This is a genomic window from Erythrobacter sp. SN6-5, assembly GCF_057364945.1.
In genome coordinates this window covers 1,596,158-1,618,935 of the sequence record NZ_CP200282.1, presented here as the reverse complement: position 1 = coordinate 1,618,935, position 22,778 = coordinate 1,596,158, and the positions used below count along the sequence as shown (strand labels likewise).

At 54.7% G+C, this 22,778-nt stretch carries 16 protein-coding genes and 1 pseudogene; 10 read left to right on the top strand and 7 right to left on the bottom strand.

What is annotated here, in order from left to right:
- Nucleotides 1–14 precede the first annotated feature (14 nt).
- The 9 genes from AC0V6Z_RS08085 (at nt 15) to AC0V6Z_RS08045 (ending at nt 10,228) form a co-directional block, all read left to right on the top strand.
- A complete protein-coding gene (locus tag AC0V6Z_RS08085) occupies nt 15–1,994 on the top strand; it encodes a hypothetical protein (RefSeq protein WP_472638019.1) in 1,980 nt (659 codons plus the stop codon).
- 561 nt (nt 1,995–2,555) lie between these two features.
- On the top strand, nt 2,556–3,158 hold the full coding sequence (locus AC0V6Z_RS08080; RefSeq protein ID WP_472638018.1) for a DUF1826 domain-containing protein: 603 nt from the start codon (nt 2,556–2,558) through the stop codon (nt 3,156–3,158).
- Between the two features lies 1 nt (nt 3,159).
- The gene (locus AC0V6Z_RS08075; protein ID WP_472638017.1) at nt 3,160–3,516 is read left to right on the top strand and encodes a MerC domain-containing protein; all 357 of its coding nucleotides are present in this window, start codon (nt 3,160–3,162) and stop codon (nt 3,514–3,516) included.
- Between the two features lie 23 nt (nt 3,517–3,539).
- A complete protein-coding gene (locus AC0V6Z_RS08070) occupies nt 3,540–5,444 on the top strand; it encodes a TonB-dependent siderophore receptor (protein WP_472638016.1) in 1,905 nt (634 codons plus the stop codon).
- Nucleotides 5,444–5,722, top strand: coding sequence for a hypothetical protein (locus tag AC0V6Z_RS08065; RefSeq protein ID WP_472638015.1), 279 nt, complete (start codon nt 5,444–5,446; stop codon nt 5,720–5,722). The genes AC0V6Z_RS08070 and AC0V6Z_RS08065 overlap by 1 nt, the downstream gene beginning before the upstream one ends.
- Nucleotides 5,723–5,880: 158 nt before the next feature.
- On the top strand, nt 5,881–6,462 hold the full coding sequence (locus AC0V6Z_RS08060; protein ID WP_472638014.1) for an ABC transporter ATP-binding protein: 582 nt from the start codon (nt 5,881–5,883) through the stop codon (nt 6,460–6,462).
- Nucleotides 6,459–7,895: a DUF3526 domain-containing protein gene (locus tag AC0V6Z_RS08055; RefSeq protein WP_472638013.1), complete on the top strand. Its 1,437-nt coding sequence runs from the start codon at nt 6,459–6,461 to the stop codon at nt 7,893–7,895. Before AC0V6Z_RS08060 ends, AC0V6Z_RS08055 begins: the two co-directional genes overlap by 4 nt.
- A complete protein-coding gene (locus AC0V6Z_RS08050; RefSeq protein WP_472638012.1) occupies nt 7,895–9,145 on the top strand; it encodes a DUF3526 domain-containing protein in 1,251 nt (416 codons plus the stop codon). Before AC0V6Z_RS08055 ends, AC0V6Z_RS08050 begins: the two co-directional genes overlap by 1 nt.
- Before the next feature lie 9 nt (nt 9,146–9,154).
- Nucleotides 9,155–10,228: a M14 family metallopeptidase gene (locus AC0V6Z_RS08045; RefSeq protein ID WP_472640801.1), complete on the top strand. Its 1,074-nt coding sequence runs from the start codon at nt 9,155–9,157 to the stop codon at nt 10,226–10,228.
- Between the two features lie 169 nt (nt 10,229–10,397).
- On the opposite strand, the pseudogene AC0V6Z_RS08040 reads toward AC0V6Z_RS08045, so the two are convergent.
- The 6 genes and pseudogenes from AC0V6Z_RS08040 to AC0V6Z_RS08015 form a co-directional block, all read right to left on the bottom strand.
- Nucleotides 10,398–11,112: pseudogene (locus AC0V6Z_RS08040) on the bottom strand (IS6 family transposase).
- A gap of 326 nt (nt 11,113–11,438) precedes the next feature.
- On the bottom strand, nt 11,439–12,041 hold the full coding sequence (locus AC0V6Z_RS08035; protein WP_472640800.1) for a hypothetical protein: 603 nt from the start codon (nt 12,039–12,041) through the stop codon (nt 11,439–11,441).
- Between the two features lie 39 nt (nt 12,042–12,080).
- The gene (locus tag AC0V6Z_RS08030; protein ID WP_472640799.1) at nt 12,081–14,333 is read right to left on the bottom strand and encodes a peptidase domain-containing ABC transporter; all 2,253 of its coding nucleotides are present in this window, start codon (nt 14,331–14,333) and stop codon (nt 12,081–12,083) included.
- Nucleotides 14,330–15,595, bottom strand: a complete 1,266-nt coding sequence (locus AC0V6Z_RS08025) for an HlyD family secretion protein (RefSeq protein WP_472640798.1) — start codon at nt 15,593–15,595, stop codon at nt 14,330–14,332. Before AC0V6Z_RS08025 ends, AC0V6Z_RS08030 begins: the two co-directional genes overlap by 4 nt.
- A gap of 426 nt (nt 15,596–16,021) precedes the next feature.
- A complete protein-coding gene (locus AC0V6Z_RS08020) occupies nt 16,022–18,256 on the bottom strand; it encodes an EAL domain-containing protein (protein ID WP_472640797.1) in 2,235 nt (744 codons plus the stop codon).
- Nucleotides 18,253–18,549 (bottom strand): hypothetical protein, encoded by a 297-nt coding sequence (locus tag AC0V6Z_RS08015; protein WP_472640796.1) that lies wholly within the window; start codon nt 18,547–18,549, stop codon nt 18,253–18,255. The genes AC0V6Z_RS08020 and AC0V6Z_RS08015 overlap by 4 nt, the downstream gene beginning before the upstream one ends.
- A 199-nt stretch (nt 18,550–18,748) precedes the next feature.
- On the opposite strand from AC0V6Z_RS08015, the gene AC0V6Z_RS08010 reads away from it, so the two are divergent.
- Nucleotides 18,749–19,540 carry a hypothetical protein gene (locus tag AC0V6Z_RS08010; RefSeq protein WP_472640795.1) on the top strand — a complete coding sequence of 264 codons (792 nt, stop codon included), beginning with the start codon at nt 18,749–18,751 and terminating at the stop codon, nt 19,538–19,540.
- Between the two features lie 257 nt (nt 19,541–19,797).
- Here AC0V6Z_RS08010 and AC0V6Z_RS08005 read toward each other — a convergent pair whose 3' ends face one another.
- Complete coding sequence (locus AC0V6Z_RS08005; protein ID WP_472640794.1) at nt 19,798–22,572, bottom strand: hypothetical protein; 2,775 nt, start codon at nt 22,570–22,572, stop codon at nt 19,798–19,800.
- Nucleotides 22,573–22,778 lie beyond the last annotated feature (206 nt).

The following is a 22,778-nucleotide window of genomic DNA, read 5'->3' as shown; positions in this document are numbered from 1 at the left end:
TGAAAGGATCGAAAATGACCGCAGGGCATCCATGGCATAATGGCGAGGCGCTGGTTCAAAAGCGCCGTGGCACACCGAGCAACATTGTACTCTCGGTGCCAGATTATATCGAAAGGGATATGCCGCAACAGCACGCGGAGTTCTTTGCTGGACTGCCTTACCTGCCATTGGCGACGCTGGATAAGCGGGGGCGGCCGTGGGTGAGTGTTCTGGTCACCATGTCCGATAGTGATCCTTCAATTGGCATCACAACATCTGGCCCCGACCGGACCGATATTATCGCCGAGGTAAACCCTTATGATCCGTTCGTTCGAGCGCTCGGACCAAACCATAAACCTACCGACGATGATCGCCGTCTTTTTGCTGGAGTCGGGGTCGATTTCTCCAATCGTCGCCGCAACAAACTGGCAGGACTCATCGAGCCCATTTCACTCAGCACTATCGGCAAAGTTAGCCTGCGACTGACCTCCGATCAGCATCTGGGCAATTGCCCCAAATATATCACGGTTCGCTCGCTGGTGCATGAAAGCTGGGAGGCTGAGCTGGCCCTCGATAGCTTTGATGCGCTCACAGCGGTTTTGCTACAGGCTTCAAAAGACCTGATTGCTCGGGCAAGCACCGTGTTTCTGGCGACAAAACACAGTGAGAACGATGAGGATCCGTCCCTGGACCAAGGCGATATGGGCCTCAATCACCGCGGCGGGGCGCCAGGTTTTGTGCGGATGTATGAAGAAACGAGCGGTGACGGCGTCACCACCTATCTGATCCTACCAGACCACTCTGGAAACCGTTTTTATCAGTCATTGGGCAATATCGAAACTGACAAACAGGTCGGGTTGGCGTTCCCGGATTTCACCACGGGCGATGTTCTCTATATCACCGGAGATGCTGAGAATCTGTACGATACAGAAGCAGAAGCAATCATGCCGAGGGTTGGCCTCCTGACCCGCATCCAAGTGACCGGGGCGGTCTTTGTAAAAGGCGCGCTCAACTTGCGACTAGTGTCAGAAGAACAGTATTCTCCTTACAACCCGCCAGTACGATATCTTCGGTCTGAATTGGACGCGATGGGGCATGCGGTTGACGCGCTCGAAACGTCTAACCCGATAGGAGCAACGCTCGTCTCAACCGAGCAGATCTCCGCTACTATTCGCACATTCACCTTTGAATTGTCGGAAACGATTGAGGCGCCCATGCCGGGCGGATTCGGCATCTTCGATTTCTCGGGTATGCTGGATTCTGGGTATAGCCATATGAATGAGGCCAATCCCCAATTGGTGAATGAAGACTTTGTTCGCACCTGGACCCTCTCAAGCGCGCCAGAGTTTGATGCAGAGAAAAACCTGTTCCGGCGGGCCAATCAGGTCAGCGTCACGGTCAAACGCAAACGCGGCGGCCTCATGTCCAACTTCTTACACGAGTACGTGGCCCAACAGATCGAGCAACCAATGCAGGTGGACTTTAAAGGCGCTGGCGTGGGGTTTAGTTGCCTTACTCCAGATGCAGCAGGAGGCCCTCCGACTATTCCGGCGAAGATGCTCTGGGTCGCAGGCGGTGTTGGTATAACCCCGTTCATGGCTATGTGGGAAGGCATAACGAAGATCGCAAAAGTGCTCCCTGATCAGCTGTCTTCCGAAATCGTTTTGGTGTTCTCCGGCCGCGGCGATGACATCAACGTCTTGAGGCATTTTCTGGTGACCAGCAGCGCAGTGCCAGAAAGCCTCAACCTTCGCATCCTCGCTTTCCAAAGCGCGGACCATGCCTCGTCCGAGGATGAAACTGCGCTGGATACCCTAATCCAGGACTTCCCGGGCGCTGCATTGAACATTGAACAAAGGCGTGTTCAACTCTCTGACTTAGAAGCAATCAAGGGCTTAACCGATACAGAGGTATTTCTGTGCGGGCCGGATCCCTTGATGGACTGGAGCAAGGACGCACTTCGCGAGCTCGGCGTCAACGAAACAAATATGCATCAAGAGCAATTTGCTTTCTGATGATGGGCAGGGGTGACAACAAAGATATCGCGAGAGTGTGTGGCGTTGGACATCTGCAGTGAGACGAATAGGCTAGTCCAGTTTCAATCTAACGACCAAGCCCGATCGATGACCAGCACCGACAGGCTTAAGTTCAAACCTAACTTAAATGCCAGTCTGCACGCAACGGATTGTCCGTCGCCACGTTGCCCGCTGCCCCACCATCAAGCATAAATAGCTCCATCAATTATCGATACCCTGACCGCCATTCGTTTGCACCACCCCCTCTTTCAGGACCGCAAATGCGAATCACTTGCATTAGCAAGTGATGGAGTGTAGGCGCGGCCAACACCACCAGTTCATTTGTTTAACTGTGAGGGGCGAGACCAGAGGCATGCCCAGAGAAATACAATGCGATTGGGCCGGTCAGATTGGCTGACTTCAAGTGCGCTCTCACCCGGAGAGATCGCCCTTCGCGATGACAAAAGGACAATCCTGCCAAGAAACCATTTGCAAGGAACAATTCTCTGGGTTAACTGAAATGATACGTTGTAACATTCTGCATAAGAGCTAGTCTCCAAATTGTCCGAAATATTGGAATCCTGCGCGGCGGTTTCTGCCTCCTGCGACGTTTTTAGCGCGGTGCGTGACCCCGAGTGCAATCTGGCGATCTGGGAACGCGAAACCTCAAGCAGCTTAGCAAACCTGTTGTCGGATGAATTGGACGATGTGCGTTTCGAAGCATCCTTGTCGCATTTACGCGACCGCCTCGAACAAGCCTTGAGCGACGCCGGATATGTAAATCAGATTGAGCGAGATGAATTGATTGCCGACATTGTGATATTGGCAGGCCACTATTGCAGCGTCCTTAACCTCAGTGACCTCGAGGTGAGGCTTGAGGTTGTAACCACCAATTCCTGCCGCAAATGGCATGCTGACTATGTCAAAGCACGCCTGATCACGACCTATGTTGGCTCTGGCACTCAATGGTTGAACTCTGCAGATTCTGACCGGGTCAAGAACGCAGCGGAGCCCGTCCGTATCAACTCCATGTCGGCGGGCGATGTTGGCATCTTCAAGGGCAAGCTCGCAACGACCAACGCAGCCATTCACCGCTCGCCACCGATCGCCGGAACGGGCGAGAAGCGCCTCCTTTTAGTCCTCAATCCCACAGAGGGCAATTGACATGGACAGCACAGCAAGGATCGACCGGGCGGCGATAGGCTTTAGCTTGGTCTGTCTAGTGCATTGCGCCCTCCTACCCGTGGCCGCAATCAGCCTGCCAATGCTTGGCTTGCTGGCGGACGCAGAGTGGGTCCATTGGTTGTTTGTGTCGCTCTCAATCCTTGCAGCGATCACAATTGCCTTAATCGCGCACGATGCGCGCGCGCCGTCCTTCATGATCCCAGCATCTATCGGGATTGGCTTGCTGCTGCTTGCGCTTGTCTCAGAATCTTTGGGCCTAGGTGAAACCGCTCCAACAGTTTCCGGCGCCACGCTTTTGGCTGGCGCGCACCTCTATCGACTTTCCCGAAATCACTAGTTCAATTCTGAATGGATTTTCTCATGCGTATCAATCGACTTCTTACCTCCTGCTCGTTCATCATCCTTGGCGTGGCCAGTGCTCCGGCGATTGCTCAGGACTTTGAGACGTCAGAAGGTGCCGAGGCGGAAGGCAGCGAGATCATCGTCACCGATCGCCGGGCGTATCGCGGCGATTTTGAGCCGCTGGAAACGCCAAATGCGGACCAGATCATTGATGAAGATCTGCTGAGGGATGCCAACGCGCTCGACCTAAGCCAGGCACTCGATCTATCGGCCTCAGTCGCGCGTCAAAACAATTTCGGCGGGCTGTGGAATTCGTTCTCTGTTCGCGGCTTCCAGGGTGACATCAATCTGCCGAGCGGCTTCCTGGTCAATGGCTTTAATGCCGGACGCGGATTTGGTGGTCCGCGTGATCTTGCCGGTATCGAAGCGGTTGAAGTCCTCAAGGGGCCACGCTCTGCACTGTATGGCCGCGGCGAACCGGGGGGCACGGTCAATCTGATCACCAAGCGCCCACAGTTTGAGACGTCTGGATACGTGCAGTTCCAAGGCGCCTCGTTCGATTTCTATCGCGGCGATATCGATCTGCAAACGACATTGGGTGACAATGTCGGCGTCCGTGTTGCGGGCTTTTACGAGGATGCGGGCAGTTTCCGCGAGACAGTGGAGACCGAACGCTTTGGCATCTATCCGTCGGTCACAGCACGTCTGGGCGAGAGCACCGCGCTGACATACGAACTGGAATACACCGCGCAGGACATTCCATTTGATCGAGGCGTCGTTTTCTCAGATGAGTTCGGTTTTAGCCCGCGCCGCACCTTCACAGGCGAACCCGGTGACGGTCCGATTGAGACCGAAGTCCTCGGCCATCAGCTTGAATTGCAACACGATTTCTCGGACAATTGGAGCTTGCTGGCAGGTATTGGCTATCGCGACACCTCGCTCACCGGGAATGCCTCTGAAAACAATTTCGGTGGCCGTCAAACCTTTTTCATCGATGGGCAGACGATTTCGCGTTTCTTCCGATTCCGTGATTTCGACTCCGAATACTTCGTCGCGCGGGCGGAGCTGGCCGGTCAATTCGACACCGGCTCGCTCCGCCACAACCTTATCGTTGGTGCGGATTATGACCGCTTCGAGAACAGCCTGTTTATCCTGCGTTTCCGGTCTGGCAGCATCGGTGGAAGACCAATCAGCGATCTTGATCCGGCAGAATTCCTGCTACTTGATGCCTTTAACCCGGTCTTTGGCCAGTTTCCGACGCCCATGCCGGGACCGAACACGGACCGAGAGGAAGTGCTCAAAGGCTTTGGTTTCTACATCCAGGATCAGATTGAGATTACCGATCGCTTCCAGATCCGTATCGGTGGGCGCTTCGATGATTTTGAGCAGGACCTGACCAATCTGCGGGCGACACCAGCAACCACAATCACGACCAATGATGATCGCTTTTCTCCGCAAGTTGGCGCGGTCTATCAAGTCGACGACGGGTTCAGCATCTACGCGTCTTACGGTGAGGGTTTCCGCCAACAGACCGGCTCGAACTTTGAAGGCAATCAGTTCGCGCCGAACATCACCGAATCGTTCGAATTCGGCGTGAAGGCCGAGCTCGGCACCTATCTCGATAACATCCAAGGAATTGTCACGTTGACTGCATTCCAAGTCGATCAGAGCAATATCTTGGTGAATGATGACAGTCCGGCGGCGACCGCAGCGGGCTTCTTTTCCATCGACGCCGGTGAAGCACGCAGCAGAGGCATCGAATTCGATGCCAATCTCGCCTTTGACAGCGGTTTCAATCTCTTCCTGTCCTATGCCTACACCGACGCCGATTTCCAGACGTCGCAGCCCGACGCCGATTTTGGCGCATTGATTGAGGCTGGGGACCCGCTGATCAACTCCCTGATCACCAGCTCAGCATTCTGATGAGCCAAGACTTTGACGTTTCGGACGTGCCAGTCACGATCGGCGGCCGGATGCTGCATGTGGGCGAACGCCTTGGCTTCACCGGCTTCGATTTCTTCCTGCCTGACTACACGATCTTCGGCCTGTTCGGAGAAGTCGAGGTTGCCGATGGCTTCATTATTCGCGGGGACATCGAAAACCTGTTTAATGAAACCTATTTCACCAATTCATTCGCCGATGTGTGGGTACAGCCTGGCGCCCCTACTACGGCGCGCGTTTCGGCACGGTTCTCGTTCTAAGCACAGGTAAGGTTGACCATGACATCTCCGCTTGAAGCCCGTTCACTGGTCTTGGTGCGTGAGGGGAACACCGTGCTCGACGGTGTCTCTTTCACAGCCGAGCAAGGCGAAATTTTCGCTCTGCTCGGCGGCAATGGTGCTCGAGCAAATCCAGCACATTGCTCACTTTCCTCGGCTTTCTTGACCCGTCCGGCGGCGAAGTGTTGGTGAATGGCACAAGCGTGACAAGTGACATTGCCGCCGCCCGGAATGCGATCGCATACCTCCCCGAGGCCGCGTCGCTCTATGGACATATGACAGCCTACGAAAATCTCGACTACTTCCTTGATCTTGCGGGGAAGTCGGCGAGTAAGGATGAGATCGACGCAGCGCTTGATCGCGTGGCTCTACCGCAAGAGGCTCGCACCCGCCGGTTGCAATCCTATTCCAAGGGGATGCGCCAAAAGACCGCCATCGCCCTCGCCTTGCTTCGTGAGACCCCGATCCTGCTCCTTGATGAGCCGACGTCTGGCCTCGACCCTGTCGCGATCGATGAATTTCACGATCTGGTGAAGACACTGGCCGAGGGCGGGCAGACCGTCCTGATGGTGACCCACGATGTTTATGGGGCCTGCCAGGTTGCCGATAGGGTTGGTTTGCTCCGCCACGGCAAGCTGGTCGGCAGCTTCGCGGCAGAGAACGGCAAGCGGATCGATACAGAAACGGTGCATGCTGCATTCGCAGAGAGGCAAGCGGTATGAGCACGGTCACGCGCATAGCGCGCGAGGAATGGCGGCTATGGCTGCGTTCACGGGTTGTGGTCGCTGCCGCGCTGATTGTCGCGGTGTTGATTGCTGCCACCAGCATGTTAACGGCAGGTCGCATCGCCGATGAGCAGTCTCAGCGCATCCAGCAACAGATCGCAGCGGAGCAAACATTCTTCGCGCAACCGGACCGCCATCCGCACCGCATGGTCCACTACGGCCACTATGCATTCCGTCCGCCGCCCCCACTCGCGGTGTTCGAGCCGGGCGTGGATGCGGTAACAGGTCAATCAATCTTCCTCGAAGGACACCGCCAGAACACCGCCATGTTCGCCGACACCAAGGCGGCGGCCGATATGGGCGGGTTTGCTGCACTGACCCCGGCAAGCCTGTATCAACTGCTCCTACCTTTGCTGCTGATTGTCTTGGGGCACGCCATGTTCCTGCGCGAGCGGGAGAGCGGGACGCTGGCGGTCATGCTCGCTCAGGGGCAATCAGGTACGAAGCTTGCGTTGGGTAAGGCCGCAGCTTTGCTTGCCGTGATCGCCATATTCATGGTCCCGTTGGTTTTTGTGGCTGTCTATTCGATCAGCTTCGGCGAAAGCGCGCTCGCGGCAGGCTCAATGGTCGCTGGATACTTCGTCTACCTCTGCATTTGGGGCGCGATTGTCCTTGCCGCCTCAATCCTGCTCAAACAGCGCTCGGTTTCGCTTGGCGCTCTGATTTTTGTGTGGCTGTTTGCTGCGCTCATCGTGCCGCGCTTCGCAATCAACGCCAGCAGCGCTGCTATCGATGCTCCCGGCAAGATCGAGAGTGACCTCGTGATGCTCGCCGAGCAGCGAAAGCTGGGTGACGGGCACAATGCCGCAGACCCTGCCTTCATGCAGCTTCAGGCCGAAGTGCTGGAGCAATATGAAGTGGAGACCATTGAGGAACTGCCGATTAATTGGCGCGGTGTCGTCGCCTCCTATTCGGAAGCTGAACTGACCGATCTGCTCAATTCCTACGCTGAGGAGCGCATGGGGCTAGAGGCGAGCCAGTCGCGCATCTTCGGACTGTTCGGGCTAGCGTCGCCGACCATTGCGATCAGCTCGGCTTCGCGCACACTGGCTGGAACTGATCTCGCCACCCACCACCGGTTTCTGCGCGAAAGCGAGGCGCTGCGATTTGGCTTTGTTCAGGCGCTCAATGAAAAGCACGCGACAGAGCTCGATTATGCGGCAGACATAAACCGCAACGCTGACGCTGAGGCTTCCCGCCGGGCGCGCGTTAATGCCGGTGCATGGCAGGTACTCGACGAGTTCCGTTTTGAGCCGGACGGCGCAGACGCGCGCCTGGAACGGGCATTGCTATCGTTTGTCATACTGCTCGCCTGGCTCACCGCTGCTGGCGGGATCGTGTATGGTGCAGCACGCCGAGTGAGGCTCTGATGGTTAGAAATCTCATCCGCGAAACCCGCTTCCTCGCAAAGGATCGCGGCGCAATTTTCTGGCTGTTTCTCGCTTTCCTCCTCTCGGTCGTGGCGGTGTCTTTCGGCGTCGCAGAGGTTCGTGAACAACGTGAAACCATCGCGGCCCTGCTCGAAGAGGACGCGGCCGACCGCGCAAATGCACTCGAAGGGCAAGAAGATTGGGGCAGCGCCGCCTATTACGCGTTCCACCTGACCTATGCGCCACCATCTGACTTTGCATTTGCAGCGATGGGGCAGCGCGATAGCAGCCCGTGGAAGCACCGCGTGCGCATGCTCGCATTGGAAGGGCAAATCCATGAGGCCGATACACGCAATGCGGATTTTGGACTCGTCGGACGGTTCGATTTCGCTTTCCTTGCGGCATCGGTTGCGCCGCTGCTGCTGATCCTACTGCTCTATGACCTGCGCGCATCGGAGCGAACCATGCGTCGCCACGACCTGCTGGTGGCGACAGCCGGATCACCGCGATCGCTTTGGCTGCCGCGCGCGCTGGTGCGTGTCGCTGCGCTGGCATTGCTGCTGCTCATACCCCTCTGGATAGGAACCTTGATCGAAGGGGCTGCAATGGGGCTTGCTCTGCAGGCGACGGCCATAGTGGTCGGCTCGCTGCTGATCTGGTGGCTGATTGTTGATCTGGTTAGCCGCGTAGACGCGTCGCCATCCATCCTTCTGACGTCACTGATCGGCCTGTGGCTTGCACTCGCGATCGTTATTCCTGCTGTTTCAAAGGCGGCCATCGAAGCGGGCAACCCTGTGCCCGACGGCGGCGAAATCCTGCTGCTACAGCGCGAGACGGTGAATGATGCGTGGGATTTGCCCAAGAAAGCAACGATGGAGCCCTTCGTTGAGCGGCACCCAGAACTCGCTGATCACACCGAGATCGAAGAAGGCTTTGAATGGAAGTGGTACTACGCCTTTCAACAAGTCGGCGACCAAGTGACAGAACCGCTCGTAAAGGAATACCGCGATGCGCGCCTTGCGCGGGACCGGCAGGCCGGGACCGCTTCGCTATTGTCCCCAACGTCGATGGTCGAGCGCGCTTTTGAGCAGCTGGCCGAGACCGATGCCCGCTCCATGATCGCATATGAAGACCGCGTTCGCGATTACCACGCTGATCTGCGGGCATTCTACTATCCGTTGATGTTTCCTGAGGAGCCGTATGATAGCGAGCTACTGGATGACTTGCCCAGTTATACTCCTGCGTCGTAACGGGTCACCATGATTGGTTTTGTCTTTCGATTGGTCGCTGCCGCTGGTTTAGCGCTTTATGCATCGGTCGCATTGGCTGCTCCGGCGGCTCCATTTATGATTGGGCAAGAAGAAGTCCAGCCAGGATCGCGGGTGGACCTGCGATTGGCAATCGGTGCTGCGGAGGATGAGCCAGCAACTTTCATCCCCATCACGGTCATTCATGGCAACGAAGACGGGCCTGTACTCGCGGCAGTTTCCGGTGTGCATGGATACGAGTTTGCGCCGATCCTTGCGGCGGACCGCTTGGCCGATCGAATTGATCCCAAAGACCTCTCCGGCACGCTGGTCATCGTTCGCATCGCCAATATCCCCGCTTTTGAAGCGCGATCACCCTATGTGAACCCGATCGACCGAAAAAACCTCAACCGCTCCTTTCCCGGCAGCGCACAAGGCAGTTCAACCGAACGGATCGCGGATATGTTGTCGCGCGAGGTCGTCGCGCGCGCCGACTTCCTAATGGACATACACAGCGGTGACGGCGCAGAATTCCTGGAGGCGTTCATCGGTGTCTATGGAGGTCCTCTATCGACCGATTTCGAGCAAGCGCTGGAAGTGGCGCGTGGCTTTGGCTTTCCAAATGTCGTGCGCTACAAAATGAACACGCAGGAGCAAGTCGACACACGCCGCACGCTTAACCGTCAGGGCGTCGCCACCGGCATTCCAACAATCCTGGTGGAGATCGGACAGAATGGCAGCCGTAAAGAAGAGCATATTGAGGCGATTGTGACCGGGGTTGAGAATGCACTCGGGACCTTGGGCATCTGGAACAAGCCGCGCCAAAACGTGCCGCCGGTGTTGCGATTGTTTGAGAGCACGACCGGTGTTAGCGCGTCACATTCTGGTCTCTTCTATCCGGCCGACCCGGAACGTCGCTATTTCTTTGAAGGCGATCTGATCGGCACGATCCGCGACTATTCAGGGCGCGAAGTCGAACGCCTACATTCACCCATAGACGGATATGCTCTTTATGGCCTCCGAGGACCACCCGTCCGCGCGGGCGATGGCGTCATTACTATCGGGAACCCTGTAGATGACTTTTGAAATGCCCTTCTTTGCTCGTTGCCAAGGGTACGGTTGAGGATCCGAAAATTGCGTCGAATGCGGAATGGGTGCTTTGTATCTCTTGGACACTCATAGAGAAATGGCGGTGCTGTCAGTCTAATCGCAACTCGTCTCCGACCAGCGCAGCTATCCCTTACCCAGCCGCAATTCAGGCCAAAAGGTTTTGCCACTCAGCCAAGGCAGCTGAGCGGGAGGTCTTGTAAGTTTCGCGATCGACTAGGTGACGTTGGGAGTTGAAGTGGTTGTGGACGTTGGCATGGACGGAAGCGAACTTCTGTAGCGATTTCATTCTTCGGAAACGCAGCATCGCCCGCTCTCTTCGTCGGAACGGAAGATGGCTGTTTTCGGCCCGGTTGTTCGCCCAGCGCCCCACCTCCTGTTTGCCGGTGTTACTAAGCTCTCGCATCTCAGCTTTGTACGAGGTGAGACCGTCGGTGGTGATCTCAGCCGGCGAACCGTGGCGCTTGAGCGCCTTCTTCATGAACCGCAGCGCTGCCTTCTTGTCACGCGTCTTCGTCACGTAGCTCTCGAGGATCTCACCCTCCTGATCGACCGCGCGCCACAGGTAGTGCAGCTCTCCGTTGATCTTCACATAGACCTCGTCGAGGTGCCACTTCCACTGCCTGAACGCGCATTCTACTCACCCGCTGGCGCTGCACATCGGCAGCGAACAACGGCCCAAATCGGTTCCACCACAGCCGAACCGTCTCGTGGCAAATGTCGATCCCTCGCTCTGCAAGCAGGTCCTCAACGTTCCGCAGCGAAAGTGGGAACCGGACGTACATCATCACGACCAATCGGATGATCTCGGGCGATGAGTTGAAATAGCGGAAGGGGCTGATTGGTTTGCGAGGCCTCGGCATCGCACCGCCCTACCCGATCAGGCGCGTTCCGCTAACCGGTGCATTTGCTCTGACAGTACCCGGGTGATGAGTTAAAGCGTTTGAATGGGCTGTCTGGTTTGCGGCGTCTGGGCATCAAACCGCCCTACCCTCGCCGCCTCATTCCGCAATAGGTACAGTTAGTCTGACAAGACCCACTGTATCCCCTGAGGCTCTCACTACAGGTGTTTCCGTGCATGAGTTACAAAAAAGTACAATAAATACTACGAGCATTTTTTCCATTGTAATGATCCCAATGCGCAGTTTGAGCGCACGGCTAGATAACCGTGCGCTCAAGTTGCGATAACTTACTTAGGTTGTGGAAGCTCCACTCGCATTACTGGATTACCTGGATCTCCAAACAATAAACCATTCAATGTATCGGCAAAAACGTCAATCACGTCTGCGCCTCCACCAGCTGCTTGCATTTGACCCATGCCCAGATTGCCCTGCCCCTCAACTGCTCTGAGGGTGAGTTCATCGGTGATTGGATCCGTTAGTTCTGGTTCTAGAGAGAAACCTCCAAAGGAGATAAAGTTGGCGAGGTTAAAATCGATCAGTGGTATGTTAAAGTTATTAATAGCATCTTGGGTCGAGTTTGGCGTAACAACGATCACATCTCCCTCTCCGTCACCATCTGTGTCGAACACACCAGGAGCAACTTCCTCACCCGCAGGTTCAATAAAGTCTCCTTCACCGGCGTAGCCGCCTTGGCCACCGCCGCCGCCAGGGCCAAAGTTCACGTATGTTGGTGCCGTTGGGACAGTTAGACGATTACGCTCTACAACGATAAAATCATCTGTACCACCACTCACCAGGTCCAGCTCTTCGCTGTCCAGCGCCCGAAAGCCGTTCTTTTCTACTACGCTTGGATGAAGCAACTTTTTTCTCCATGTTGCATTGTCCTGCACCAATTGTCTTCAACCGGCGGCGGCGCAGAAAACCTCCGGTTATACCGTATTGGTTTGTTTTTCAGAACTAGAATTGATGTTGGTACCAAAGAGAGGTTGCCCCGATGGGACGGTGAGCGTGGAGCTCACGGTTCTCACCTCACTTGGCCTTGATATCTCGCGTGCACCCGGCACATCGATTTGTCGGAGTTTCCCAGCCTCAATCGCGATTGTCTGATGTGCTGCTTTGAGCGTCGCGGGCCTATGAGCAATCGCAACACGAGTGATGTTTAAGCTCTCGAGCGTTGCGAGGATTTTTTCCTCGTTTCCAGCATCAAGATTGGCAGTGCCTTCGTCAAGAATAAGGACCTTGGGATCAGGGTAGAGGGCACGGGCAAGTAATACACGCTGGAGCTGACCACCCGAGAGCACTGACCCCATATCACCAACGAGTGTTTCATAACCCATCGGCATCGCCTCGATTTCAGCGTGAATATGGGCCTGCTTGGCTACTTCGCGTACTCGCTCCATGTCGATTTGCGGATCGAAGAACGCGATGTTTTCAGCTAGCGATCCTGCATAGAGCATATCGCCTTGAGCAACTGATCCGATGGCACGGCGATAATGGCTTTTCTTAAGCGAGCTGATAGGACGGTCGCCTAGCCTGACTGATCCCTGCGTTGGCTCAAGCAGGCCCATGAGGATTTTGGCGAAGGTCGTCTTCCCGCCGCCCGATGGCCCGGTGATGGCAAGGAATGAACCCGGCTCTATCTGAAGGCTAGCACCCTGTAGCACCATTGGTTCATTGGTGCCGTAGCGATGGTACACCCGATCAAGGATCAGCGGCTTAACGAAGTCAGGCTCATCGCTGCTCTTGTCGTCCTGAGAGTCCTCGGTTTTGGCCAACGCAATATCGGCGATGCGCGTGAGATGAACCTTGACGATCTGGAAATTGATCGTCTGCTCAGTCAGCCGCATGCCCGCATCAAGGAACTGCTGCTTGTAGGCTTGGAACGCGAAAATCATCCCCACTGTAAGGAGCGAGTCGAACGCCAGTTGGATCGCGACATAGACAAAGATCACGCGCTCGACGGCGATAACAAACTGTCCAAGGGCATCAAATCCGGCGGACAGTCGGCCCAGCTTGATTTGAGCGTTGACCGCATCCGCCTTGCTCTTCTGCCAAAACCGCTGACGATTGCCCTCTTGGCCGAAGGCTTTGATCGCCGCGATCCCGCGCACCGACTCAATGAAGTTGGTCTCTTCCTTGGCAGCTGTCGTAATAACGTCGAGATTACGAAGGCGGAGCGCCTGCAGAAATGCAAAGCGCAGAGCGACATAGATGGCCAGCGCTCCGATAGCGACCCACGCGAGAGTCGGTGCGTAAACGAACATCAGTGCAAGCGTCAGGAGCGTCATCAATCCGTCTATGAACGCCGCAATCATGCCTTCACTGATGAGCTGGCTGATCGGTTGAGTGGAACCGAAGCGCGAGATGATGTCACCGACATGACGCTTCTCAAAATAGTCGAGCGGCAGGCGCACCAAGTGACGGAACAGGTTGACGATCACCTGATAGGACAGAGAGTTGCTAAGCGTGACCAGGATCAGCGAGCGCAGCCAGCTCGCCATGAAGTTGATGACAGTCAGTCCGCCGAAGCCAAGCGCGAGCATGAGCAGCAAATCGGTATCGAATGCCGGGAACACCGTATCGATTGATATCTGCAAGAAGAACGGGGTCGCCAGCACCACCAGTTGTAGCACAAGCGACAGCAGCACGACCTGACGGATGGTGCCCCAGAACCCACTCATCTTCGACCAAAGCTGAGTGATGTTGAGCTGTTTGCGCTCTATCTTAGGCTTGAAGCTCTCTGATCTCAGTAGATCAAGCGCGACCCCAGTCCACTGGCGCGACACTTCCTCTTCAGTGAGCACAATTGCGCCGCGAGCCGGATCATTGATGTGGTAGCGTTTGCCACGCACACCGCCGGTCACTGCGGTGAGAACGACAAAGTGATTGAGGTTCCAATGCAGGATTGCCGGCATCGAGAGATGCGGCATGTCCTCAATCTCTCCGCGCAAAGGGCGAGCATTGAAGCCAATGTCTTCAGCGACCTGCATCACCTGCTTCAGGTTCGCGCCCTTCAAGGACATGCCATAACGCTGTCGCAGCGTGATCAGATCAGTTTGATAGCCGTGGTAACCGGCAACCATTGCAAGGCAAGCAAGCGCACATTCACTTGCTTCCCCTTGCGGGATGTAAGGCGTTTTCTGCCGCCCACTAAACTCAACAAGATCAAGCGGTGAGTTCATGAGTTGCGATTGAGCACCGCGTTAAGGGGCTGAAGTATCCATGCAAGGAAGCTCTGCCGCTCCAGCACGACGTTGGCTTGCAAGGTCATTCCTGCTTGGAGCGGTGTCGGCTCTCCGAAAGCCTCGACGGTCTGCTCACTGAGTTCGACCTTCACACGGTAGACCGGTTCTTCGAACGGGAAGGGTATCTCTGTCTCGCGCGGATCAACCGCGATGCGGGAGATTGAAGCGACCCGCCCCTCAAAGCTACCAAAGCGCTGGTAAGGAAATGCATCGTACAGCAGCCGCGTTTCTTTTCCGGGTTCGACAAAGCCAATCGCCCTAGTCGGTGCGTAAAGCTCTGCAGTTAGCTTCGATCCTTCCGGCACAATGACCATCATCGGACGATTGGGATTGGCTGGGCGGCCTTCACCGGTTGCTAGTGCTGTGACCCGGCCAGCGATAGGCGCAGTAATCACATAGCTCTGCTCCCCCTGCAGCCGGGCCTGTTCACCGGAAAGGGTCTGCAGATTGCCTTGCAGGCGCGATATGCCTTGTGCTGCATCGATCCTTACGCTGGCGAGCTGACTTTGCGCTTGGCTCGCCTCTGACAGACTGGCAGTGCGTCGCTGCTGAAGACTGGCGAGCTGCTGCTGGGAACTGAGCAAAGTCTGTCTGCGCCGCTCATACTCGATCTTGCTGACGAAGCCGCGTTCCACCACTTCCGATATTTGATCAAAGATCTGCTGGTTGGATGTGACAACCTGTTCTTGGAGGGCGATCTGGTCAGTGATGCTTAGGGCCTGGCTCTCTGCGGAGGCAATCACTGCTACCAGCCGGCTGCGCTCCGCATCAGCTCGGCTGCTTGCCATAGCCACTTGAGCTTCCGTCAGCTCTCGCCTTGCATCAAGCGCACCAAGGCTGCGCCCTGCGACATTGCCACCCTCTGCCGTTTCCCGGTCTGAATTGATAACGAGAAGCTTGTCGCCCTTTCGGACAATCTGGCCTTCACTAACTGCAAGCGAAGAAACTATCCCTGCTTGGCGCGCCATCACCTTCGCGCTGGGTGCATCTGTTTTGAGAATACCGGGAACGGTTTCAATGCGGGCATAGGTTCCGACACTCACCCAAATCGCCGCGATGGCGATGATCGCAAAGAGCGAACCAGCCATAACCTTCGTGGTCAGAGGTTGCGAAAACACAACCTCTCCATGCAGCCGGTCAGTGCTGCTCTCGATCACTTCTTTGCGAAACAATGACGGATGCACGTTCAAACTTTCCAAATCCCCGAATCATACCACTGACTTGAGAAAACCAGTGTCGGTATTATAGTGTCAATGCATTTGCATTGCCATTTATGCCCAAAGAACTGACAGTGTCAACAATCCAATTTTCCGGAGGTGCCTAGAGAATGGTATTCGAACAATCTGGTCTGGGCTATCGAACCAGCCTGAGCCGCAAAGCAAAAAAATTCGTAGTTCGCACTACAAAAATGCTGGCAGCTTGGAGGATGCGATCGTCGCAATCGGCATTGCGGCGTTACGGCAAAAACGATAATCTAGAGCACACTTTAGAGAGAAGCTCATGAGTAAGAAAAAAAAGAAGGTTGTCAGGATGATGGCCTTGCCCAACTGCAGGTCACCTATTTGGAATTCTACATTGAATTGCAGCGTGCGCGCTTGGCCTCACTCGGCGCGAAACCAGCGCAGTCAGAATAGGCTAGTTTGCGCCTGCTGGGTCGAGGTTACGTGATGACTGCCAAGAATGAACTCAGCGACGCCTGGACCACTTGCAAGCTTCACATCTGCGTCCACCAACATTTGTGTCAAAGCTGCGGAATCAACATGCTCGACATACAATTCACGCCCCAACGCATCGCAGAGTTGCTTTGCAGCCGTCAGCATACTTTGCGTTTCTACACAGGCTTCTAAATCTGAGAGGTCCAGGGTCAAAATCTGTACGGGTGCTCGTATCAACTCAGATAGGGTCCGCCCCTCTTCATCCAATCCAGCATATGCGATTTCTATTCCGCTCATAGTCATACGTCGGACGGAATCGAGTTTAAGGCCGGTGGCGTCGGCATATGAAAAACTGCGAATCTGAACAATGGGATTGAAGCCATCCTTGCTAAGCTGTGGCAAGATCCGACAAAAGAACTCGATAGTCGATTGGTCGCCCAATAATCGCTGATCAACGTTCAGGCCCAAGCTTCGCCCTCCATCACCGCGTTCATTCCGGTGTGCCTCTCTCTTCGAATAATGAGCGATCGATTTTTCAATTTGTGAGAGGTCGGTAAGCGACTCTGGGATCTCTAGCACTGCGCCTACTGGCAGCCTGGACTCTAGGTCGTAGACGGACGTTTCTCGCAATAATTGCTGTGAATGAGCAATCCGATCAATACCGAGATCACGGCTATCATCGACATGAGAATCTATGAATTTGAAAGGTAGGTCCTTGGCTCTCAGCTCCGCGAAGTGAGCTTCCAATTCCGCTGCCATCCTGTCGGGAGTCGAGTTCGCAGCCGGACTGAGCGCCAATCCACGCATACTCTCATTGGCAAGGTCGGCCTGAATCAGGTTTTTTGCCATTTCCAATGCTTGTATTTGATCGACTAAAGCAATGAGGGTTGTGTCTGAAGTTTGAAAAATCGGAATGGTCAACTTCGATTTCAAAAGGCGCTCGACGCAAGTTCTCGGCTTCAACTCTTTGGTTGCAAACAGATCGGAATTGATCGCAAAAACAAGGTCATTTGCCCCAATTCGAACACGCCTGAATGCAAGTGAATTTGGTAGTTTGGAAACAGGATGAATTTCTCCTGCGATTTCCATCCCGCGTCGCTCTGCCGATATCCTTGTCGAAACGCCAGTCAATGCAAGAAGAATGGCAAGAGGGCCAAAAATCGAGAAATGGATTTGATATCGCAACGCAACAAATGCGAGGATCAACCATAAAGCTGAAAAAGCCAGAAAAAATCCGTAACTGAGCGCGAGTTTTCTGAAGCGCCAAATGCTCAACCCAAATAAGAGAGCAAAGAAGCTCATAAAATAGTTTGAGATGTAAGGGAAGGGCGAGCCTTTGAGGGTGTAGAGCTCAAGCGCAATATGCTCCGCGAGCTCAGTCGCATTCAGGGACTTGACTAGTTCTGATGCCGGAGGAGCTGAAGTCGGCTCAACAATCACGATCTTGTCACGGAAAAGCTCTGACGTAGGCCCCAAAGCCAATAGATTGTTTTCTTCGATATTTGAAACTTCTAAATGTGTTACTCTCTCATCAACCGAATAAATCGCAAAGAGAAAAAAATAAGGTACATATGGAAATTCGGATTCTTCAGCGAGCGAATACGCTTTCTCTGGTGATAGTTTCGGATCAATTGCTTCTACTGAAATATTCCTGACCTTCCCGAAACCTTCAACCTCTGCAACTCCGAAAATCTGCCACTTTGTGAGCCCCAATGCTGCTACCTGGTAATGGTGTCCAAATCGACCTAGATTTCGAAATCTTTCTAGAGGTAACAAGTCGGCCGTACTTGGCTTTAGGTAACGTCCTTTGGGGTCAAAATTCAAGATTATCTTATCATCAAATTTCGCAATAACGTCAGCAAGTTCCTTGTCGATTTGAGGTGTGGTTTCTTCATAAAGTGGATCGAGTACAATAACTGCCTCAACGCCTTCAGGTGAGATTTTTTCTAGAATACTGGTCAGTGATTTCCTTTGTTGAATTTTTGATGAAGACCTAGATATGTCAGATCTATTTATAATAATAGTGTCATCATCGGCAACATTTATTTCATGTACTTCGGAAAATGTATTCTGAAGAAGTCTATCAAAAGGATTGAAAAAACCAGTTACGGCAAAAAATAGAACTGCTATTAAGATTGCCAGATCGGAAATTTTTACGCGATTTTTCCGTTGAAACTTAATTCTATTGAATACTCTTGATATCACACTTCGTCGCCGAAATTGTTGATGTAGGCAGAGCACAAATATACGACAGTTGCTTTGATAGAAGATATCTCGGCATCCTCGGCGGCTATCGCCGATTTGAGTTTCGCAAAATCGGCTACATCTGATTCAAAGAGAGTCATGCTGGCGGCGACTAAGGACGGAGCAATCGAAGGGCCAGAATCCCGATCTGTGAACATTCTAACGGTCTCAAGAGCTCTAAAGTCAAGCTTCCCTTGGCGGTAAAGGTCATGCGCCTGTAAAAGCCCCTTTGTTAGCGCATTCAATGTCACCATTTTTAGACTTCGCCTCTCGAACAGAGTCTTGGCCTCTAGGGCTAAGAGAAACTCCGGCTTCGAGAACTCCAGTCGATAGCTCCGCCTTTCTTGCAACTTTAGCATTCCTTGCTGTCATTGACGCTGTTGGATAGCCGTGTCATGAGACCGCGAGATGCGGCTGTCAATGCATTCACATGCTCGCGAAAAGGAGTCTCGCGTGTCTGAGCAAGAACGAATAGTCACTCACCTTCGGTCAAAAGTGGTGAATGGGTCGCTCCGTCATAATTCAATCATTCAAATTTCCGACTGCGTCGAGTTTTATGGAGCATCTCGAAACACTGTGGTTGCCGCCATCAAGACCCTTGGGGGTCTGGGCTATTTGGATCAAGATGAGCGCGGTCGCTTCCTTGCTTATTCATGGAACGAGGTACGAATTGACGATCAATTTCGACTAGGATCGTCGCTTCTTGGAATTGCAGCTGAAACATTAATAGCACGCGGATCAAAATCCGAGCGCCTGTGTTTGGCGCGACGCTTGATAGTCGTAGCGCAAGATGGCGTTAAAGGTTCGCAAGACTTGGATGCGCACGTAATGGATTGCGTGCATGCTTTCGCCGCAATCGCGGCGCTGGCGCCTGTTGCAAAACTAGAGGCGGCCTTTTCAGGACTCTTCCCAATCGCCACTCAGAGGATTGCTCTCGCGCTCATGAACGATGGTGAGCTCAAACACTTATGCAATATAATCGGTCAAATGGGAGAGGCATTTGAAACGGGGAATTCGCGCGATTTGAATGCCGCGTTATCGTTAGTTCTAGAAACTATGCGTAGAAAGATAATCGAGCGAGCTCAATTGCTTGAGGCACACAAAGCTTATCCGGTTGTTAGCCTCGCTGCGCCTGAGGAAATTGTGGGAATTTCGGCGCCGATCTCGCCATTTCAAAGCGACACGATCGATCTCGAAACTTGGCTCGCAAAGGCTAACTCGTCTCTAGCTGAGCGCACTGCCTGATAGAATTTTCTGTAGGCTGTTTTGGTAGGTTGCCGTGGTTCGCTAGAGCCCTTCTCGATCTATTAGACACGCTACCCGCGCAGTTTAGGCGCCAATCTCAGACCTGGTCGTTGGTGCACAACCTGAGTTGCGATTCGACTGCTAGATGTTAGCTCGTACCTCGTACTAATGGTTTTGGTCGGCAGTGGGATGGGTAGGCGTGCAGATTTTGGGACGGGCCAGCTATTGCCCGACCCGCCCTTAAGATAATTTGGCGATTAGAACCCGAACGCCACGCCAGCTTGGGCCACGACGGAGCCATCCCCTGTATTGCCAGCAACCCCGGCGCCTATTGCAAAACTGTCGTTCACTCGGCCGGTAAAGCTCGCTGCAAAACCCTGCTGACCGCGATAGGTGGCGATATTGCCAGCGATGGTGAAGGCCTTGTCCGGCATGGCAATGGCGCTGCCAAGCGCGGCGGCTGCCGCAATCCCGCCGCTGGTGCTATCGCTCAGCTCTTCGAGACGGAAATCAAGGTCCTGCACCCGTCCGCTAAGCGCATCGAACTGCGCTGTGGAGACTTGGGCAACCGCATTGAGTGCGACACGAACGTTGTCGACTGATGCGGCGGTGGCCACACTCCTCCGGCCCAGTGTGCCATTGGCGTCTACCGTCACCGCATCCACTGGCCCTACCTGAGCGGCTGTAGATGCATCGATATCGCCGATGCGAACCGAACTACCGTCTCCGCCAAGAGCAACTTGATTGTTCGCTGTGGACGCCGCCTGAAAGCCAAGCGCTGTCGAATTGTTATGTGTCACGCTCGCCTCGCGGCCTACGGCTGTTCCGAACTGCGCGGTCACCTCGCTTGCGCTGCCCACTGCTGTACCAGCGCTGCCGCTGACATTTGCTTGAAAGCCAACTGCTGCCGCTGAGTTGGCTGTCGCAGCGATGTTCACACTTGTCCCGATCCCGGTAGAGAAAGCCCCCTCAACCCGGGCTGAGTTACCAATCGCCGTTGCGTTCAGCGCCCGTGCCTGAGAGCCTGTCCCGAAAGCCGATGTTCCGTTTGAGGTTGCGACAGAGCGCGCGCCCACAGCCGTCGTCAAAGCGCCATTGGTCCGAGCCCTTGCGCCAAAAACAGACGCCTCCTGGCCAATCGCGATCGTCCGATCCCCCACAGCGGTCGCGCTATCACTGCTCGCCAACGCATCAGAGCCGAGAGCGATGGAGGCAATGCCCGTTGCCTGCGCTCCAAAGAGACCACCGGTATCGTCATCATCACCGTCACCGCCAATCGCGATCGCGCCTGTCGCAGTCGCTTGGGCGGCTTCACCCAGCGCAGCAGCTCCTTCGCCTGTGGCATCCGATCCTACGCCAACCGCTGTGGCCGCTTCTCCGCTAGCGGTAGAGAAGGAACCAAGAGCTTGCGCGAAATCAGCTGTTGCATCTGCACTGAAGCCAATAGCGGTGCCAAATTGGTTGGTCGACGTACCCTGCGATCCGACCACAATCGAACCTGTTTCTCCAGCAAGTACTGATGCACCAAGCGCAATTGAAAGTGAACCACCCGCGCTAGCACCAACGCCGATGGCCGTGGCGTCCAAACCAAAGGCGGTAGCGCCTGTACCTGTAGAGTTGACTTCCAAGAAATCACTTCCGCTGACATCGGCTATAGCGGAGTTTAACTGCGCCAAATTAACCGCGTCCGTATCCTGCGTACCAGCTGCGACATTGACGATCTGCCTTTGACCACCAAAGTCTGTGTTACCGACTGACACAGCATTATCCCTACCCGTATTTGAACCTCCGCCCAGAGCGACAGAATTATTTCCGGACACGGCAGCGGACGCTCCGAGGGCAACCGAGAACTGACCCGTTGCGCTGCTCAACTCACCTATCGCAACATTGCTTTGCGTTGTTGCGCTGGCCCCAATCCCAAGCGCAATCGAACTACCACCAGCGGCAGCGCTGCCAGCACCGGCCGCGAAAGCGTTTCCACCTGTAGCTTGCGCTGACTGACCCAGGGCAATTGCACCGTCTGTCGCATTGCTGAAATCACCAATCGCTAACGCGCTTATGCCGGTCGCTGCCGATCCAGCACCAATCGCGATCGCGGCTGTGTCCTGGCTAGATGCATCGCGGCCTATTGCAATGCCATCCTCTCTATCAACTTGACTTCGGAAGCCCAGTGCCACTGATCTGGCTCCACTTGTGCTCGCGGTGATCCCACCGGCAAAACTGAACTGACCAGTCGCTGTCGCACCACCTCCAACTGCGACACTACCATTTGTTGCAGTCGTCAATGGACCCAATGCGGTTGTGCCAATGCCATTGGCTACACTACCTCCCCCTACGGCTAAGGATTCGTCACCGCTCGCCGAAGCTGGACCACCAATTGAACTCCCTGCAATCAAGTCATTGCTGGCACCAGTCAAGGCAGCATTAAGCTGTCCCACATTGACGGCATCCGTATCCGCAACACCAGCAGCCAGATTGACGATCCGCCGCTGGTTGGACCCGCTACCGATGGAAACCGTGCCTGCCTGGTCAGCGATAGAGCCGGCGCCGAGGGCCACAGCCGCGTCAGCTGTCGCGCTGGCGCTGGCCCCGATAGCTGATGACTCAAACCCTGTTGCGCTGGCGCCGTTGCCCACAGCGAGGCTGCTCATCTCACCTGCAAAAGAGTTAAAGCCAATTGCGACCGCGCCGGTTGCGACTGAACCGGTATTTGCATTCGATCCGATAGCTACTCCTTCGATATCCGACGCAGTCGCGCCTCGACCAATTGCCGTGCCATCGTCTCCTGCACTTGCTGAATTGCCAAACGCCGTTGCGTTACCGCCAATCGTCGATGCCCCGACACCGCAGGCTGTTGATGTATCATTGTCAGATGAGTCGGCCCCGCCATCGTTGTCGGTAGCGGCGTCGACGACGCCATCGTCGTCACGGTCGAGCAGGCAATCATCGGCGCGCGCTTCCTGAGATGATGCAAAGAACATGGTTGCACTAACCGTGAGAAATGCGCTCGAAAACAAACGGGTCTTATTCATGTGTATTCTCCCTTGAAAATTTCGGTTGGCATGAATGCACTGCGCAAAGAGATCAGCGCGTAAGATACTCCTGTTTTGATGATCTAGCCGACACCCACGATATACGAGGAGACCGCATCCACCTCGCGTCTAAACCAGACCACTGACTTCAAACCACCAACACTAATAAAAATCAATGTGTTTGCATTGATACTAGGATAAGTTCG

Bases quoted from the DNA above. Each gene is read 5' to 3' on its own strand.
- AC0V6Z_RS08085 (WP_472638019.1), top strand. From the start codon at position 15: ATGACCGCAGGGCATCCATGGCATAATGGCGAGGCGCTGGTTCAAAAG.
- AC0V6Z_RS08075 (WP_472638017.1), top strand. From the start codon at position 3,160: ATGGACAGCACAGCAAGGATCGACCGGGCGGCGATAGGCTTTAGCTTG.
- AC0V6Z_RS08070 (WP_472638016.1), top strand. From the start codon at position 3,540: ATGCGTATCAATCGACTTCTTACCTCCTGCTCGTTCATCATCCTTGGC.
- AC0V6Z_RS08065 (WP_472638015.1), top strand. From the start codon at position 5,444: ATGAGCCAAGACTTTGACGTTTCGGACGTGCCAGTCACGATCGGCGGC.
- AC0V6Z_RS08055 (WP_472638013.1), top strand. From the start codon at position 6,459: ATGAGCACGGTCACGCGCATAGCGCGCGAGGAATGGCGGCTATGGCTG.
- AC0V6Z_RS08050 (WP_472638012.1), top strand. From the start codon at position 7,895: ATGGTTAGAAATCTCATCCGCGAAACCCGCTTCCTCGCAAAGGATCGC.
- AC0V6Z_RS08045 (WP_472640801.1), top strand. From the start codon at position 9,155: ATGATTGGTTTTGTCTTTCGATTGGTCGCTGCCGCTGGTTTAGCGCTT.
- AC0V6Z_RS08030 (WP_472640799.1), bottom strand. From the start codon at position 14,333: ATGAACTCACCGCTTGATCTTGTTGAGTTTAGTGGGCGGCAGAAAACG.
- AC0V6Z_RS08015 (WP_472640796.1), bottom strand. From the start codon at position 18,549: ATGGTGACATTGAATGCGCTAACAAAGGGGCTTTTACAGGCGCATGAC.
- AC0V6Z_RS08005 (WP_472640794.1), bottom strand. From the start codon at position 22,572: ATGAATAAGACCCGTTTGTTTTCGAGCGCATTTCTCACGGTTAGTGCA.